Origin of the sequence: Aeromicrobium sp. Leaf291, from assembly GCF_001423365.1 — a bacterium.
Lineage (GTDB): Bacteria > Actinomycetota > Actinomycetes > Propionibacteriales > Nocardioidaceae > Aeromicrobium.
Map to the genome: position 1 here is coordinate 1,909,541 of NZ_LMNM01000001.1, position 15,751 is coordinate 1,925,291.

At 70.0% G+C, this 15,751-nt stretch carries 11 protein-coding genes and 1 tRNA gene; 6 read left to right on the forward strand and 6 right to left on the reverse strand.

What is annotated here, in order from left to right:
• Positions 1–34: 34 nt before the first annotated feature.
• From gltB to ASF35_RS09495, 4 genes are all read left to right on the forward strand, one after another.
• Positions 35–4,540 (forward strand): glutamate synthase large subunit, encoded by a 4,506-nt coding sequence (gene gltB / locus ASF35_RS09480; protein WP_055966503.1) that lies wholly within the window; start codon positions 35–37, stop codon positions 4,538–4,540.
• Positions 4,533–6,014: a glutamate synthase subunit beta gene (locus tag ASF35_RS09485; protein ID WP_055965855.1), complete on the forward strand. Its 1,482-nt coding sequence runs from the start codon at positions 4,533–4,535 to the stop codon at positions 6,012–6,014. Before gltB ends, ASF35_RS09485 begins: the two co-directional genes overlap by 8 nt.
• A gap of 151 nt (positions 6,015–6,165) precedes the next feature.
• The gene (gene pyk / locus ASF35_RS09490) at positions 6,166–7,623 is read left to right on the forward strand and encodes a pyruvate kinase (RefSeq protein WP_055965857.1); all 1,458 of its coding nucleotides are present in this window, start codon (positions 6,166–6,168) and stop codon (positions 7,621–7,623) included.
• Positions 7,624–7,681: 58 nt separating this feature from the next.
• Positions 7,682–7,948, forward strand: a complete 267-nt coding sequence (locus ASF35_RS09495; RefSeq protein ID WP_055965859.1) for a DUF3072 domain-containing protein — start codon at positions 7,682–7,684, stop codon at positions 7,946–7,948.
• Between the two features lie 49 nt (positions 7,949–7,997).
• Here the strand turns inward: ASF35_RS09495 and ASF35_RS09500 are convergent.
• Positions 7,998–8,080: transfer RNA gene (locus ASF35_RS09500), tRNA-Leu, on the reverse strand.
• Between the two features lie 29 nt (positions 8,081–8,109).
• On the opposite strand from ASF35_RS09500, the gene ASF35_RS09505 reads away from it, so the two are divergent.
• Positions 8,110–8,778 (forward strand): ANTAR domain-containing response regulator, encoded by a 669-nt coding sequence (locus ASF35_RS09505; RefSeq protein ID WP_055965862.1) that lies wholly within the window; start codon positions 8,110–8,112, stop codon positions 8,776–8,778.
• Positions 8,779–8,908: 130 nt separating this feature from the next.
• Positions 8,909–10,174, forward strand: a complete 1,266-nt coding sequence (locus tag ASF35_RS09510; RefSeq protein ID WP_055965865.1) for an ABC transporter substrate-binding protein — start codon at positions 8,909–8,911, stop codon at positions 10,172–10,174.
• 518 nt (positions 10,175–10,692) lie between these two features.
• Here ASF35_RS09510 and ASF35_RS09515 read toward each other — a convergent pair.
• The 5 genes from ASF35_RS09515 to ASF35_RS09535 all read right to left on the reverse strand — a co-directional run bounded on the left by ASF35_RS09515 (position 10,693) and on the right by ASF35_RS09535 (position 15,697).
• Positions 10,693–11,517 (reverse strand): ABC transporter ATP-binding protein, encoded by an 825-nt coding sequence (locus ASF35_RS09515; protein WP_055965867.1) that lies wholly within the window; start codon positions 11,515–11,517, stop codon positions 10,693–10,695.
• A gap of 1 nt (position 11,518) precedes the next feature.
• Positions 11,519–12,421, reverse strand: a complete 903-nt coding sequence (locus ASF35_RS09520) for an ABC transporter ATP-binding protein (RefSeq protein ID WP_055965869.1) — start codon at positions 12,419–12,421, stop codon at positions 11,519–11,521.
• Positions 12,411–13,406: a branched-chain amino acid ABC transporter permease gene (locus ASF35_RS09525; protein ID WP_055965870.1), complete on the reverse strand. Its 996-nt coding sequence runs from the start codon at positions 13,404–13,406 to the stop codon at positions 12,411–12,413. Before ASF35_RS09525 ends, ASF35_RS09520 begins: the two co-directional genes overlap by 11 nt.
• Before the next feature lie 10 nt (positions 13,407–13,416).
• Positions 13,417–14,760 (reverse strand): branched-chain amino acid ABC transporter permease, encoded by a 1,344-nt coding sequence (locus ASF35_RS09530; protein WP_055965872.1) that lies wholly within the window; start codon positions 14,758–14,760, stop codon positions 13,417–13,419.
• A gap of 121 nt (positions 14,761–14,881) precedes the next feature.
• Entirely contained in the window at positions 14,882–15,697 is an 816-nt protein-coding gene (locus ASF35_RS09535; RefSeq protein ID WP_055965874.1) for a DUF554 domain-containing protein, read from the reverse strand.
• Between the last annotated feature and the right edge of the window lie 54 nt (positions 15,698–15,751).

The following is a 15,751-nucleotide window of genomic DNA, read 5'->3' on the forward strand; positions in this document are numbered from 1 at the left end:
GGCACTGCCTGCCGCACAGGGCCTCTACGACCCGATGCACGAGCGTGACGCCTGCGGCGTCGCCTTCGTCGCCACGCTCTCGGGGATCCCGAGCAACGAGATCGTCAAGCACGGCCTGACCGCGCTGCGCAACCTCGACCACCGCGGCGCGGTGGGCGCCGAGGAGAACACCGGCGACGGTGCCGGCATCCTCATGCAGGTGCCCGACCGGTTCGTCCGGGCGGTCGCGCAGGAGCAGGGGTTCACGCTGCCGGAGGCCGGCCACTACGCGGTGGGCCTGGCGTTCCTGCCGACCGAGCCCGAGGCCGCCGCCGAGGCGAAGCAGCGGGTCGAGGCGATCGCTGCCGAGGAGGCGCTGACCGTCCTCGGCTGGCGTCCCGTGCCCGTCAAGCCCGAGATCCTCGGGTCCATGGCGTTCGGCGCGATGCCGTCGTTCGAGCTGCTCTACGTGGAGTCCACCGATCGGTCGCGCGAGGGCATCGAGCTGGACCGGTTCGCGTACTGCCTGCGCAAGCGTGCCGAGCACGAGACCGGCGTCTACTTCCCGACGCTGTCGTCGCGCACCCTCGTCTACAAGGGCATGCTCACCACCGAGCAGCTCGACGAGTTCTTCCCCGACCTGCTCGACGAGCGCATGGAGTCGGCGCTCGCGATCGTGCACAGCCGGTTCTCCACCAACACGTTCCCCAGCTGGCCGCTCGCCCACCCGTTCCGGTTCGTCGCGCACAACGGCGAGATCAACACCGCACGTGGCAACCGCAACTGGATGCGGGCCCGTGAGGCGACGCTCGAGAGCGAGCTGATCCCCGGCGACCTCAGCCGGCTGTACCCGATCTGCGACCCCGAGGGCAGCGACACGGCCTCGCTCGACGAGGTGCTCGAGCTGCTGCACCTCGGTGGCCGCGAGCTCCCGCACGCCGTGATGATGATGATCCCCGAGGCCTGGGAGAACAACGACGTCATGGACCCGGCCCGGCGGGCCTTCTACGAGTTCCACTCCTCGATCATGGAGCCCTGGGACGGTCCGGCGTGCGTCTGCTTCACCGACGGCACGCAGATCGGTGCCGTGCTGGACCGCAACGGCCTGCGCCCCGGTCGGTTCTGGATCACCGACGACGGTCTCGTCGTGCTCGCGTCCGAGGCGGGCGTGCTCGACCTCGACCCCGCGACCATCACCCGCAAGGGCCGGCTCGAGCCCGGCAAGATGTTCCTGCTCGACCTCGACGAGCACCGCGTCGTCGAGGACGAGGAGATCAAGAACCGGCTCGCCGGCGAGCACCCCTACGACGAGTGGCTCTACTCCGGGCTGGTCCGGTTCGAGGACCTGCCCGACCTCGAGCACATCATCCACACGCACGCGTCGGTCACCCGTCGCCAGCAGGTCTTCGGCTACAGCGAGGAGGACCTGCGGATCCTGCTCGCGCCGCTGGCCCGGACCGGCGCCGAGGCGATCGGCTCGATGGGCACCGACACGCCCATCGCCGCGATCTCGGACCGCCCGCGGATGTTGTTCGACTACTTCAGCCAGCTGTTCGCGCAGGTGACCAACCCGCCGCTCGACGCCATCCGCGAGGAGGTCGTCACGTCGCTCGCCGGCACCATGGGACCGGAGGCGAACCTGCTCGAGCCGAGCCCGGCCTCCTGCCGCATGCTGCAGCTGCCGTTCCCGGTCATCGACAACGACGAGCTCGCCAAGATCCGGCACATGAACAAGGACGGCGACATGCCGGGGTTCAGCGTGCACGTGGTGCGCGGGCTGTACGACGTCAACGGCGGCGGCGAGGCGCTCGCGGCCAAGATCGACGAGATCTGCGCCGACGTGTCGCGGGCCGTCGCCGACGGTGCGCGCATCATCGTGCTCTCGGACCGGCACTCCGACTCCGAGCGCGCCCCCATCCCGTCGTTGCTGCTCACCGCGGCCGTGCACCACCACATGGTCCGCGAGAAGCTGCGGTCGCAGGCCGGCCTGCTGGTCGAGGCCGGCGACGTCCGCGAGGTCCACCACGTCGCCCTGCTCATCGGCTACGGCGCCACGGCGGTCAACCCGTACCTCGCGCTGGAGTCGGCCGAGGACCTGGCGCGCGAGGGCAACTTCGTGCGCGACGTCGAGCCCCAGCAGGCGCTGCGCAACGTGGCCTACGGCCTCGGCAAGGGCGTGCTGAAGGTCATGAGCAAGATCGGCGTCTCCACCGTCGCCTCCTACACCGGCGCGCAGATCTTCGAGTGCGTCGGCCTGTCCCACGAGGTCGTCGACGCCTACTTCACCGGCACGTCGAGCAAGCTCGGCGGCGTCGGGCTCGACGTCATCGCCGCCGAGGTCGCGTCGCGGCACGCCCGTGCCTACCCGTCCCAGGGCATCGTCGGCCGCCGGCGCTTCCTCGAGGTCGGCGGCGAGTACCAGTGGCGCCGCGAGGGCCCGGAGCACCTGTTCGACCCCGAGACGGTCTTCCGTCTCCAGCACTCCACCCGGTCGGGCCGCTACGACATCTTCAAGAAGTACACGCAGCGCGTCGACGACCAGTCCGAGCGGCTCATGACGCTGCGTGGCCTGTTCACCTTCAAGGAGGGCGAGCGTCCGCCGGTGCCGATCGACGAGGTCGAGCCGGTCAGCGAGATCGTCAAGCGGTTCTCGACCGGGGCCATGAGCTACGGCTCCATCAGCCAGGAGGCGCACGAGACGCTCGCCGTCGCCATGAACCGACTGGGCGGCAAGTCCAACACCGGTGAGGGCGGCGAGGACCCCGAGCGTCTCTACGACCCCGAGCGTCGGTCCTCGATCAAGCAGGTCGCGTCCGGCCGCTTCGGCGTCACGAGCGAGTACCTCTCCAACGCCGACGACATCCAGATCAAGATGGCCCAGGGTGCCAAGCCCGGCGAGGGTGGCCAGCTGCCCGGCCCGAAGGTGTACCCGTGGGTGGCCAAGACGCGGCACTCCACGCCCGGCGTCGGTCTCATCTCGCCGCCGCCGCACCACGACATCTACTCGATCGAGGACCTCAAGCAGCTCATCCACGACCTCAAGAACGCCAACCCGTCGGCCCGCGTGCACGTCAAGCTGGTCTCCGAGGTCGGTGTCGGCACGGTGGCGGCCGGCGTCTCGAAGGCGAAGGCCGACGTCGTGCTGATCTCCGGCCACGACGGCGGCACGGGCGCGTCCCCGCTGACGTCGCTCAAGCACGCCGGCGGTCCGTGGGAGCTCGGCCTGGCCGAGACGCAGCAGACGCTGCTGGTCAACGGGCTGCGGGACCGCATCGTCGTGCAGTGCGACGGCCAGCTCAAGACCGGGCGCGACGTCGTCGTCGCGGCGCTCCTCGGTGCCGAGGAGTTCGGCTTCGCCACGGCTCCGCTCGTGGTGAGCGGCTGCATCATGATGCGGGTCTGCCACCTGGACACCTGCCCGGTGGGCGTGGCCACGCAGAACCGTCAGCTGCGCGAGAAGTACTCGGGCAAGGCCGAGTACGTGGTGAACTTCTTCGAGTTCCTGGCGCAGGAGGTCCGCGAGTACCTCGCCGAGCTCGGCTTCCGCTCGATCGACGAGGCCGTCGGCCACGCCGAGGTGCTCGACGTCAAGAAGGCCGTCGACCACTGGAAGGCCGCCAGCCTCGACCTGTCGCCGATCCTCTACGTGCCTGCGCTGCCCGAGGGTGCCTCGCTGCGCAACACCACGGTCCAGGACCACGGTCTCGACGTCGCGCTCGACGCCGAGCTGATCAGGCTCTCGGCCGACGCGCTGGAGCGTGGGGAGCCGGTGCGGGCGCAGCTCGCGATCCGCAACGTCAACCGCACGGTCGGCACGATGCTCGGCCACGAGCTGACCAAGCGCTACCGCGGCGAGGGCCTGCCGGAGAACACCATCGACCTGACCTTCCTCGGGTCGGCCGGCCAGTCGTTCGGCGCCTTCGTGCCGCACGGCATCACGCTGCGCCTCGAGGGCGACGGCAACGACTACGTGGGCAAGGGTCTCTCCGGCGGTCGCATCATCGTGCGCCCGCCGCGGGACGCCCGGTTCGCGGCCGAGGCCCAGATCGTGGCCGGCAACGTGATCGGCTTCGGTGCCACCAGTGGTGAGATCTACCTGCGAGGCAAGGTCGGCGAGCGCTTCTGCGTGCGCAACTCCGGTGCGCGGGCCGTCGTCGAGGGCGTGGGGGACCACGCGCTCGAGTACATGACCGGCGGCACGGTGGTGATTCTCGGCCCCACGGGCCGCAACGTCGCTGCCGGCATGAGCGGGGGACAGGCCTACGTCCTGGACCTCGACCACTCGCTGGTCAACCCCGACATGGTCGAGCTCAACCCGGTCGAGACGGGGTCCGAGGCGGCCGAGTCGCTCAGGACCCTGGTCGCCAAGCACCACGAGGAGACCGGCTCGGCCGTGGCCGAGCAGCTGCTGGGCGCGTGGGAGCAGTCGCTCGCACGCTTCACCGAGGTCATGCCCGTCAACTACCGCAAGGTGCTCGACGCCAAGGCCGAGGCCGAGGCCGAGGGCCTGTCCGAGGACGACACGACCGCACGCATGATGGAGGTGGCCGCACGTGGCTGATCCCCGAGGTTTCATCACGACCGCCCGAGAGGTGGCACCCCGTCGTCCCGTGGACGAGCGGGTCAACGACTGGAACGAGGTCTACCCCGGTGGGCCCGGCAAGGCGTTGCTCCCGATCATCTCCGAGCAGGCCGGGCGCTGCATGGACTGTGGCATCCCGTTCTGCCACCAGGGCTGCCCGCTGGGCAACCTGATCCCGGAGTGGAACGACCTGGTGTGGCGCGACGACTGGATCGAGGCGATCGACCGGCTGCACGCGACCAACAACTTCCCCGAGTTCACCGGTCGGCTGTGCCCCGCGCCGTGCGAGACGGCCTGCGTCGTCGGCATCAACCGCGAGCCCGTCACCATCAAGAACGTCGAGGTCTCGATCATCGACCGGGCGTGGGAGTGGCGCAACGTGCGTCCCGAGCCCCCGGAGTACCTGACCGGCAAGACCGTCGCGGTCGTCGGGTCGGGCCCGGCTGGTCTCGCCGTGGCCCAGCAGCTCACGCGGGCCGGTCACACGGTGGCCGTGTACGAGCGCGACGACAAGCCCGGCGGACTGCTGCGGTACGGCATCCCCGAGTTCAAGATGGAGAAGGTCCACGTCGACCGACGCATCGAGCAGATGCAGCGCGAGGGCACCGTGTTCCGCAGCGGTGTCCAGGTGGGCGACACGCTCACGGGCAGCCAGCTGCGCGACCGCTACGACGCCGTCGTCCTCGCCATCGGCTCCACGGTCCGTCGCGACCTGCCCGCCCCGGGCCGTGAGCTCGGTGGCATCCACCAGGCCATGGACTTCCTGCCGCAGGCCAACCGGGCCGCGCTGGGTGCCGAGCCGACGACGGACGGGTCGGAGCAGATCCTCGCCACCGACAAGGACGTCGTCATCATCGGTGGCGGCGACACCGGCGCCGACTGCCTCGGGACCTCGATCCGTCAGGGTGCGCGATCCGTCACCAGCCTGGAGATCATGCCGCAGCCGGGGGAGGACCGCCCGGAGAACCAGCCGTGGCCCACCTACCCGATGACCTACCGGGTGGCGTCGGCGCACGAGGAGGGCGGCGACCGCGTGTACGCCGTCTCCACCAAGGAGTTCGTCGGCGACGACGACGGCAACGTCTCGGGCCTGCGCATCGTCGAGGTCGAGATGCAGGACGGTCGCTTCGAGGAGGTGCCGGGCTCGGAGAAGGTGCTGCCTGCCCAGCTGGTGCTCTTCGCGATGGGCTTCACCGGCCCGCAGCGCGAGGGTCTCGTCGAGCAGCTCGGTGTCGACCTCGACGAGCGCGGCAACGTCGTGCGCGACAAGGACTTCATGTCGTCGGTGCCGGGCGTGTTCGTCGCCGGCGACGCGGGCCGTGGCCAGTCGCTCATCGTGTGGGCCATCGCGGAGGGCCGCTCGGCCGCCGCGGGTGTCGATGCGTACCTGACCGGTGGGCACAGCCCGCTGCCGCGTCCGATCAAGCCGAACGACCGGCCGATGATGGTCTGAGGTCAGCACGTCACGAGGACTGCGTTCGACGAGGGCTGGGAGCGCTGCTCCCGGCCCTCGTCCGTGCGTGGGACTGGACGGTCGGGAGATTTGTTGCGCCGCACCACAAAGTGACTCGCGGGTACTGGTCCCACGTCGGTAGGGTCGGGGTGTGCGTAGAGCCAAGATCGTCTGCACGCTCGGACCGGCCGTCGGGACCGCCGAGCGCATCCTCCAGCTCGCCGAGGCGGGCATGGACGTCGCGCGACTCAACATGAGTCACGGCGACCATGCCGACCACGAGGAGAACTACGGCCACGTGCGCGCGGCCGCCGAGCGCACCGGCAAGGCGATCGCCATCCTCGCCGATCTCCAGGGCCCCAAGATCCGGCTCGGTCGGTTCGCCGACGGTCCGGTGGACCTCGCGCTGGGCGACAGGTTCACCATCACCGTCGACGACGTGCCCGGCGACGCCGAGCGCGCCTCCACGACCTACAAAGGCCTGCCGGGCGACGTCTCGCCCGGCGACGAGATCCTCGTCGACGACGGCCGGGTGCGGCTGCGCGCCGTGGAGGTCACGAGCACCGACGTCGTCACCATCTGCGAGACCGCCGGGCGCCTCAGCAACAACAAGGGCATCAACCTGCCCGGCGTCGCCGTGAGCGTCCCGGCCATGAGCGACAAGGACATCGCCGACCTGCGCTTTGCGCTGCAGCTGGGCGTCGACTTCGTGGCGCTCTCCTTCGTGCGCAACGCCCGGGACGCCGACGACGTGCGCAGCGTCATGCGCGACCTCGACATCCACCGTCCGGTCATCGCGAAGATCGAGAAGCCCCAGGCGGTCGAGAACCTCGACGAGATCATGGACGCCTTCGACGGCGTGATGGTCGCGCGCGGCGACCTCGGTGTCGAGCTGCCGCTCGAGGACGTGCCGATCGTGCAGAAGCTCATCGTCGAGAAGGCGCGGCGCAACGCCAAGCCCGTGATCGTGGCCACGCAGATGCTCGAGTCGATGATCTCGGCACCGCGCCCCACGCGCGCCGAGGCCTCCGACGTCGCCAACGCGGTGCTCGACGGGGCCGACGCGGTGATGCTCTCGGGCGAGACGAGCGTGGGGGAGTACCCGATCCAGACCGTGCGCACCATGGCCCGCATCATCGAGTCCACCGAGGACCACGGCCTGCCGCGCATGGCCGCCTACACCTGGCAGGCCAAGACCCGCGCCGGCATCATCTGCCGCGGCGCCGCCACGGTGGCCGAGTCCATCGACGCGCGCTACGTCGTCGCGTTCACGACGATCGGCGGCTCGGCCCGGCGCATGTCGCGGTACCGCTCGGCCATCCCGGTCATCGCGTTCACGCCCGACCCGCTCACCCGCAACCAGCTCGCCCTCACCTGGGGCGTGGAGACCTTCCTGGTGCCCGAGGTCAAGCACACCGACGAGATGGTGATGCAGGTCGACAAGCGCCTGCTCGAGGTCGCGCGCTGCACGCAGGGCGAGGAGGTCGTGATCGTCGCCGGTGCCCCTCCGGGCATCCCGGGATCCACGAACGCCCTGCGGATCCACCGCATGGGCGACGCGATCAACCGGGTCGTGCCGGCCTACGCGCACCCCTCCGACGAGGACTGAGTCGCCGCGCGCCGTCGCTCGACGAGCGCCTGTCCGGGTCCCGGCCTACGGTGGGACCATGACTGAATCGAACATGCATTCTGACGGTGACGACACCACTCGGCCCACGGGCGAGGTCCTCGGCGCCGACGCGGGCGGGACCACCGAGAAGGACCCGGAGGACTGGGTGACCGGCGACGAGCCCATGACCGGGGCGCAGCGCAGCTACCTGGACACGCTCGCCCGCGACGCGGGGGAGACGCTGTCGGCCGACCTCACCAAGGCCGAGGCCTCCGAGCACATCGAGCGGCTGCAGCAGGAGACCGGCCGCGGCACGTCGACGTGAGCCCCGGCGGTCCGCCGGCGCGGCGGCGCGGGGGTGGCGCCGGGTGATGTGCCGACTGCGGGACTCGAACCCGCACGCCCTCTCGGACAACGGTTTTTGAGACCGTCGCGTCTACCATTCCGCCAAGTCGGCGCGCCCAGAGCGCCCGATAACCTTCTCACGTGAGCCCCACCCCACCTGAGACGGCCCTCCCCGACGACGCGGCCCGCGACGCCTCCGCCGCGAGGCCTCGCGTCGTCATCGCCGAGGACGAGGCGTTGATCCGCCTCGACCTCGCCGAGATGCTCGAGGAGGAGGGGTACGACGTCGTCGGGCAGGCGGCCGACGGGCTCGAGGCCGTGGAGCTCGCCACGTCGCTCGAGCCCGACCTCGTGATGATGGACGTGAAGATGCCGCGGCTCGACGGCATCGCCGCGGCGACGCGGATCGCCGGCCAGCGGATCGCGCCGGTGGTGATGCTGACGGCGTTCAGCCAGCGCGAGCTGGTCGAGCGTGCGCGCCAGTCCGGCGCCATGGCCTACCTCGTGAAGCCGTTCACCGCCTCCGACCTGGTGCCGGCCATCGAGATGGCCCGCAGCCGGTTCGCGGAGCTGGCCGCCCTGGAGGCCGAGGTCGAGGACCTGAGCGACCAGCTCGCGACGCGCAAGGTGGTCGAGCGGGCCAAGGCCCAGCTGCAGGCTGCGCTGGGACTGAGCGAGCCCGAGGCCTTCGGCTGGATCCAGCGCACGGCCATGGACCTGCGGATGTCGATGCGGACCGTCGCCGAGCGCGTGGTCGAGCACGGCGTCGACGGATCCACTCGTGGGGACGCCGGAGAACTGCCGGAGTGAGCGCGCGGGTTACAACTTGGCTACGAAGCACGACATTCCTGCCAGGCTGACCCCGGTGACCCTGCTGGCGACTAGTTTCGACCTACGGCTCGGCCCGTCGGGGGCCGAACCACAGTTCCCCGGAGGATCAATGAAGCGCAGTACCAGGACCATGCGACTGGCCACGGTCGCAGCAGCGGGCGCCCTCGTGCTCGCCGCCTGCGGTGGTGGCGACGACGGCGGAGACGGCGGCGACGACAAGGCGGCCGCGTCGAAGTCCGACGGCGTCCTCACCGTCGGCTCGCTGCTGCCGCAGACCGGCAGCCTGGCGTTCCTCGGCCCGCCGGAGTTCGCCGGCGTCGACCTCGCCATCCAGGACGTCAACGCGGCCGGGGGAGTCCTCGGCAAGGACGTCAAGGGCGTCAAGGCCGACTCGGGCGACACCGACTCGGGCATCGCCCCCGCCGAGACCGACAAGCTGCTCGACGCCAAGTCCGACGTCATCGTCGGCGCGGCCTCCTCGGGCGTCTCCATGACGGTCATCGACAAGATCATGTCGGCCGGCTCGGTCATGTTCTCGCCCGCCAACACGTCAACCGACTTCGACAACGGCGACTACTCCAAGCCTGACCTGTACTTCCGCACGGCGCCCTCGGACATCCTCCAGGGTGCGGTCATGTCGAACCTGCTGATCGAGGACGGCAAGCAGAACGTCGCCATCCTCGCCCGTCAGGACGCCTACGGCGAGACCCTCGCCGAGGAGATCGGCAAGGGCCTGGAGAACGCGGGCAGCAAGGTCGCTGCCACGGTCTTCTACGGCGAGAACGCGCAGTCCTACGACTCGCAGGTCCAGGAGATCGCCGACGCCAAGCCCGACGCGGTCGTGCTGGTCGCCTTCGAGGAGACCACGACGATCGTGCCGCAGCTGGTCCAGGCCGGCGCCGGCCCGCAGGACGTCGACACGTACTTCGTCGACGGCAACACGGCCGACTACGCGGGCAAGCTGCCCGACGGCACGCTCGAGGGCACCAAGGGCACCATCCCCGGTGCCGAGACCTCGGGTGACTTCAAGGACCGTCTGCTCGAGGTCGACCCCGACCTCAAGGACTACTCCTACTCGGCGGAGTCCTACGACGCGGTCATCGTCTCGGCGCTCGCGGCCATCGCGGCCGACAGCGACGCCGGCGACAAGATCGCCAAGGAGATCCCGGGCATCACGACCGGCGGCGAGAAGTGCACCGAGTTCAAGGCGTGCGCCGACCTGCTCGCCGACGGCACGGACATCGACTACGACGGTGTCTCCGGTCCGATCGAGCTCGGCGAGACGGGCAGCCCCACGGCCGCCTCGATCGGCATCTACGAGTACGGCGCCGACAACACCTACAAGGCGGTCGACTACATCAGCGGCAACATCTGATCCGCTGACGTAGCGCACGTCCCGCACGAGGCCCCCGGGTTCCACCCGGGGGCCTCGTCATGTCCGCGCGTCGGACCTTCCGCCCCGTCCCCACCGTCAGGGAGATTCCCAGGTCGACCTGGGAATCCTCCGGACTGCACGGCTTCCCCTGCAGCTGCACGGGTTGCTCCCCGTGCTTCTGCAGGTTTCCCGGGCCGATCCAAGCGTCCCGACCGAGCCTCCGGACCGCGGTCTGAGCCGTTCCCGCCCGAGCGGGGACTCGGCGGAGAACGCACCGCGCGCCCTTCATCGGTGGCTCAGCAACCGCACCTGCGCTCCTGACGTGCCAGATCCACCGATGGGGTCGGAGTGCACGGCCTTCCCATGTCTGCAGGGTTGCTTCCCGTGCTTCTGCAGGATCCCCAGGTCGACCTGGGAATCTCCGGCACAGCCCTGAGGCGTCGGGGGAGCGGCGGGGACACGACGAAGCCCTCTGACCGTCGGACAGGGGGCTTCGTCGTGGGTGGTGCGGTGCGGCGTCAGCTGGCCTTCTTGCCCAGGGTGCCGAGGTAGAGCTCGATGACCTTGGGGTCGTTGCCGAGCGAGCGACCCGTGCCGGAGTAGGCCGAGCGGCCCTGGTCGAGCACGTAGCCGCGGTCGCAGATCTGCAGGCAGCGCTTGGCGTTCTGCTCGACCATGATGACCGAGACGCCGGCCTTGTTGATGTTGCGCGTCTGCACGAAGACCTCGTCCTGCAGGACGGGGGAGAGGCCGGCCGAGGGCTCGTCGAGCAGCAGCACCTTCGGGTCCATCATGAGCGCCCGGCCCATGGCGACCATCTGGCGCTCGCCGCCGGACAGCGAGCCGGCTCGCTGCTTGCGTCGTTCGCCCAGCCGCGGGAACAGGTCCGTCACGAACCCGAACCTCTCGGCGAACCGCTTGGGTGCCTGGTAGCACCCCATCTCGAGGTTCTCCTCGATCGTCAGGCTCGGGAACACGTTGTTGGACTGCGGCACGAAGCCGATGCCCTTGGTGACCAGCTGGTCGGCTCGCTGGTTGGTGATCTCGGCACCGTCGAGGGTCACGGTGCCCTCGTGGATGGTCACCAGGCCGAACAGGGCCTTGAGCAGCGTCGACTTGCCGGCACCGTTCGGACCGATGATGCCGACGAGCTCACCCGGCTGGCAGTAGAGGTCGGCGCTGTTGAGGATGTTCACGCCCGGCAGGTAGCCCGCGATCAGACCGTCGGCGCGCAGGATCGCACCTTCGGCCCCGGCCGAGTGCTTGGCCTGCTCCTCCGCGAAGTTCGCGTCGCGGGCCGCCTCGCGGCTGGTGCCGTGGCCGGGCTCGTGGATCTCTGACATGTCAGGCCTCCTCGTCGAGCTCGGCCTCGGTGGCCGCCTCGAGCTCGCTCTCGTCCAGCTCGGTGATGTCGGTGTCGTGGTGCGCACCCAGGTAGGCGTCGATCACGGCCTGGTCGGACATGACCTGCTCGGGCGTGCCCTCGGCGACGATCTTGCCCTGCGCCATGACGATGACCCAGTCGGAGATGTCACGGACCATGTCCATGTCGTGCTCCACGAACAGGACCGTGCGGCCCTCGTCGCGCAGCGACTTCACGTGACCGAGCAGCGACTGCTTCAGCGCCGGGTTCACGCCGGCCATGGGCTCGTCGAGCATGATCAGCTCGGGGTCGACCATGAGGGAGCGCGCCATCTCGAGGAGCTTGCGCTGACCACCGGACAGCGACCCGGCGAAGTCCTCGCGCTTGGCGTCGAGCTTGAACCGGGCGAGCAGCTCGTCCGCGCGGGCGGTGATCTCGGCCTCCTGGGAGGACCACAGCGCGCGGAAGGGCGCGGACCAGAAGCTCTCACCCCGCTGGCCCGTGGCACCGAGGCGCATGTTCTCGATGACGGTGAGGCGCGAGAGCACCTTCGTCAGCTGGAACGTGCGCACCATGCCGCGGCGCGCGACCTTGTAGGCCGGCACCTTCTGCAGCGACGAGCCGTTGAAGGACCACTCGCCGGTGTCGGGGGCGTCGAAGCCGGTCAGCAGGTTGAACAGCGTCGTCTTGCCCGCACCGTTCGGGCCGATGAGGGCCGTGATGACGCCCCGCTGGATCTCGACGTGGTCGACGTCGACGGCCTTGAGGCCACCGAACTGCCGGGTGATCGAGGTGCCCTTGAGGATCGGGTCGGGCTTGGCGACGCCCGGCGTGTTCGCGACCCCCGCGAGGGAGTCGACCTGGTTGGTGGTGTCAGCGGGCATCGATCGCCAGCTCCTTCCGGTCGCCGAAGATTCCCTGGGGTCGGTAGATCATCAGGAGCATCAGTCCCAGGCCCACGAGGATGAGTCGCACCAGGCTGGCCTGGATGTCGCTCATCGCCCAGTCGGGGATGAGCGGGTTGTCGCCGGCCGTGGCCTGGCTGAAGAAGGAGCCGATGCCGGCCATGAGGAACCAGAAGATCATCGCGCCGATGACCGGTCCGAGCACGCGGGCCGCACCGCCGATCAGCAGGGCCGTGTAGGCGAAGAACGTCACGTTCGTGGAGTAGTCGCTGGGCACGACCGACGCCTGCTTGAGGGCCAGGAAGAGACCGGCGAGGCCACCGAAGACGCCACCGAGCATGAGGGCCTGCATCTTGTAGGCGAAGACGTTCTTGCCGAGCGAGCGCACGGCGTCCTCGTCCTCGCGGATGGAGCGCAGGACACGACCCCACGGGCTGCGCATCAGCAGCCACACGAGCAGGCAGGCCAGCGCCACGAGCGCCCAGCCGACGGTGAGCGACCAGAGGTCACCGCGTCGGAAGGAGACGATCCCGAGGTCGATGCCGCCGCCGTACGGGTTGAGGTCCTGGAAGGTCGACGCGAAGCCCGTCAGACCGTTCGACCCGCCGAAGACGTCCTTCGTCTCGACCGCGCCGAAGACCAGGCGGAGGATCTCCGCCGTGGCGATGGTGGCGATCGCGAGGTAGTCGGCCCGGAGCCGCAGCGTCGGGACGCCCAGCACGAGGGCGAGCAGCATCGAGGCGACGATGGCCACCACGATGCCGAGCCAGAAGGACTGGTCGAACGTGACGACCGTGACGGCCAGGCCGTAGGCGCCCACGGCCATGAACCCGGCCTGGCCGAAGTTCAGCAGGCCGGTGTAGCCGAAGTGGATGTTGAGGCCGATCGCAGCGAGCGCGAACACGATCGCCTGCGGCCCGAGGGCGGAGGAGAGTGCCGAGTTGAGGATGCTTCCGAAGTCCATGAGAGCCCTTTCAGCCGATCCGCTCGGCGCGGCCGAGGATGCCCTGCGGCCGGATCAGCAGGATGAGGATCAGCACGACGAGCGCGCCGACCTCCTTGATGGACGAGGGGACACCGGGCCACCACCCGATCTCGAGCGTGCCGACCTCGACCATGATCCCGATGATCATGGAGCCGACGAGCGCGCCCCAGATGGTGCCAAGGCCGCCGAGGGTGACCGCGGCGAAGACGAGCAGCAGCAGCTTGAAGCCCATGAGGAAGTTGACCTGGCTGTTGACGGCGAGCAGGCCGCCGGCCAGCCCGGTCAGTGCGGTGCCGAGCACCCAGACCGACCGGATGACGCCGTCGACCCGCAGGCCCGACGAGGCCGAGAGGGCCGGGTTGTCGGCGACCGCTCGCATGGACTTGCCGAGGCGGGTCTTCATGAGGACGACGCAGGTGACGGTCAGGACGACGACCGCGACGCCGATGATCGCGAGCTCCTTGTCCGCCAGCGAGAACGGTCCGTAGGTCTCACGGCTCTGGTTGACGTACTGCGACAGCGAGCGTCGCGAGCCGCCGAACGTGTACTGGAAGATGTTGCGCAGGAAGAGTCCGAAGCCGATGGAGACGATCATCATCGCGATGATCCCGACGCCCTTGCTGCGCAGCGGCTTCCAGAGGAACTTGTCCTGGAGCCAGCCGAAGGCCGCGGACGCGACCACCGCCGCGATGATCGCGAGGATCACGGGGAGGCCGAAGGCGCGGTTGGCGACGTAGGTCGCGATGGCGCCGAAGGTGATCAGCTCGCCGTGGGAGAAGTTCGTCAGCTTCGTGGTGCCGAAGATCAGCGACAGGCCGAGCGCCGCGAGCGCGATGATGAGGCCGAACTTGACGCCGTTGACCATGGCGGCGGCGAACCGCTCGCCGAGCGGCGGGCCGGTCTGCTCGACCACGCCGATCTGGAACTGCACGAAGTTGCCGCCGTCGAGGAGGGCGTTCACGGTGCGCTCGGGGCTCCCGGCGAACTCGATGCCGGCCGGGAGCGAGTCGACGTCGAGGGTGACGACGTAGGTGCCGCGCTCGGGGATCGGGATGAAGGCGCGGCCCTCAGGCCCCGTGACCGCCTCGCCGACCTCCGTGCCGTCCGACGTGGAGGCCGTCAGCGTGGCTCCGGCGATGGGCCCGGCGTCGGCGCCGCTGTTCTGCAGCGTCACGCCCACGTACGGGCCGTCCGGCGGGGTGGCGGCCGCGGTGGGCGCCGAGGGGCTCGTGCTGGGCGATGGCGCGTCGGTCGCCGAGGCGCCGCCGAGCGGCACCAGGACGACCAGGCACGCCAGGATCGCCGACACGAGGACCTTGGATGTCAGTCGCACGCAGGTCTCCTGGAGGTTCGGGCAGCGCAGGTGGCGCCTTCGTCCCGGGGACTATATCCCCGGGAGGGTGGCAGGAGGTCCCATCCGGAGACTCGCCAGGTAACAGTTCTGTGAAGTCGACTCAGGAGAGGGCGACGGCGAGCTGCGTGAGAGCGGGGGCCACCAGCAGGGCGGGCAGCAGGTCGGCCACCGGGAGCTGCTTCAGGTCGAGCAGCCGCAGCGCGACCCCGACGAGGATGAGGCCGCCGGTCGCGCCCACGGCGTCGAGGTGCGCGGCGGGCAGGAGTCCGCCGACGAGGACGCCGAGCCCGGTGAGCGATCCCTGCACCACCAGCACCGAGATCGCGGACGCGAGCACACCGGCGCCGAACGCCGCCGCGAAGGCCAGGGCGGCGAAGCCGTCGAGGGTGGACTTGAGCAGCAGCTGCTCGGCGCCGCGGCCGAGTCCCTCGTTCAGCGAGCCCAGGATGGTGAGCGGCCCGACGCAGAACACGAGCGAGGCGATGACGAAGCCCTGCACGAAGCGTTCGCGGTCACCGTCGTCGGGGCCACGGTCGGTGGGGCCGCCGTCGGTGGTGGGGCCGGCGGGCTCGCCCAGGGGGACCTGACGGGCGGCCGAGCCGCCGAGGCGGCGCTGCAGGACCCCGCCCAGGTCCTCGAGCCGGTCCTCGAGCCGGGCGAAGGAGCCGATGATCCCGCCCACGGCGAGCGAGCCGAGCACGATCAGCGTCGGCGCGCCGCGACCGGTCGAGGAGGTCAGGGCGTCGCTGTTCACGGCTGCGGCGGCGTCGGCGGCGATGAGCAGCGTGACCAGGCCGAGTGCCGACGTGACGGTCGTGCGGACGCGTTCGGGCAGGCGGTGCCCGACGAGGAGCCCGAGCCCACCGCCGACGAGCACGGTGAGCACGTTGGTGAGCGTGCCTGCCCCGATGAACATGTACGCTCTCCTTCTCGCCGTTGCCGGCGCGACCCACCCCGACGTCGCCCATCG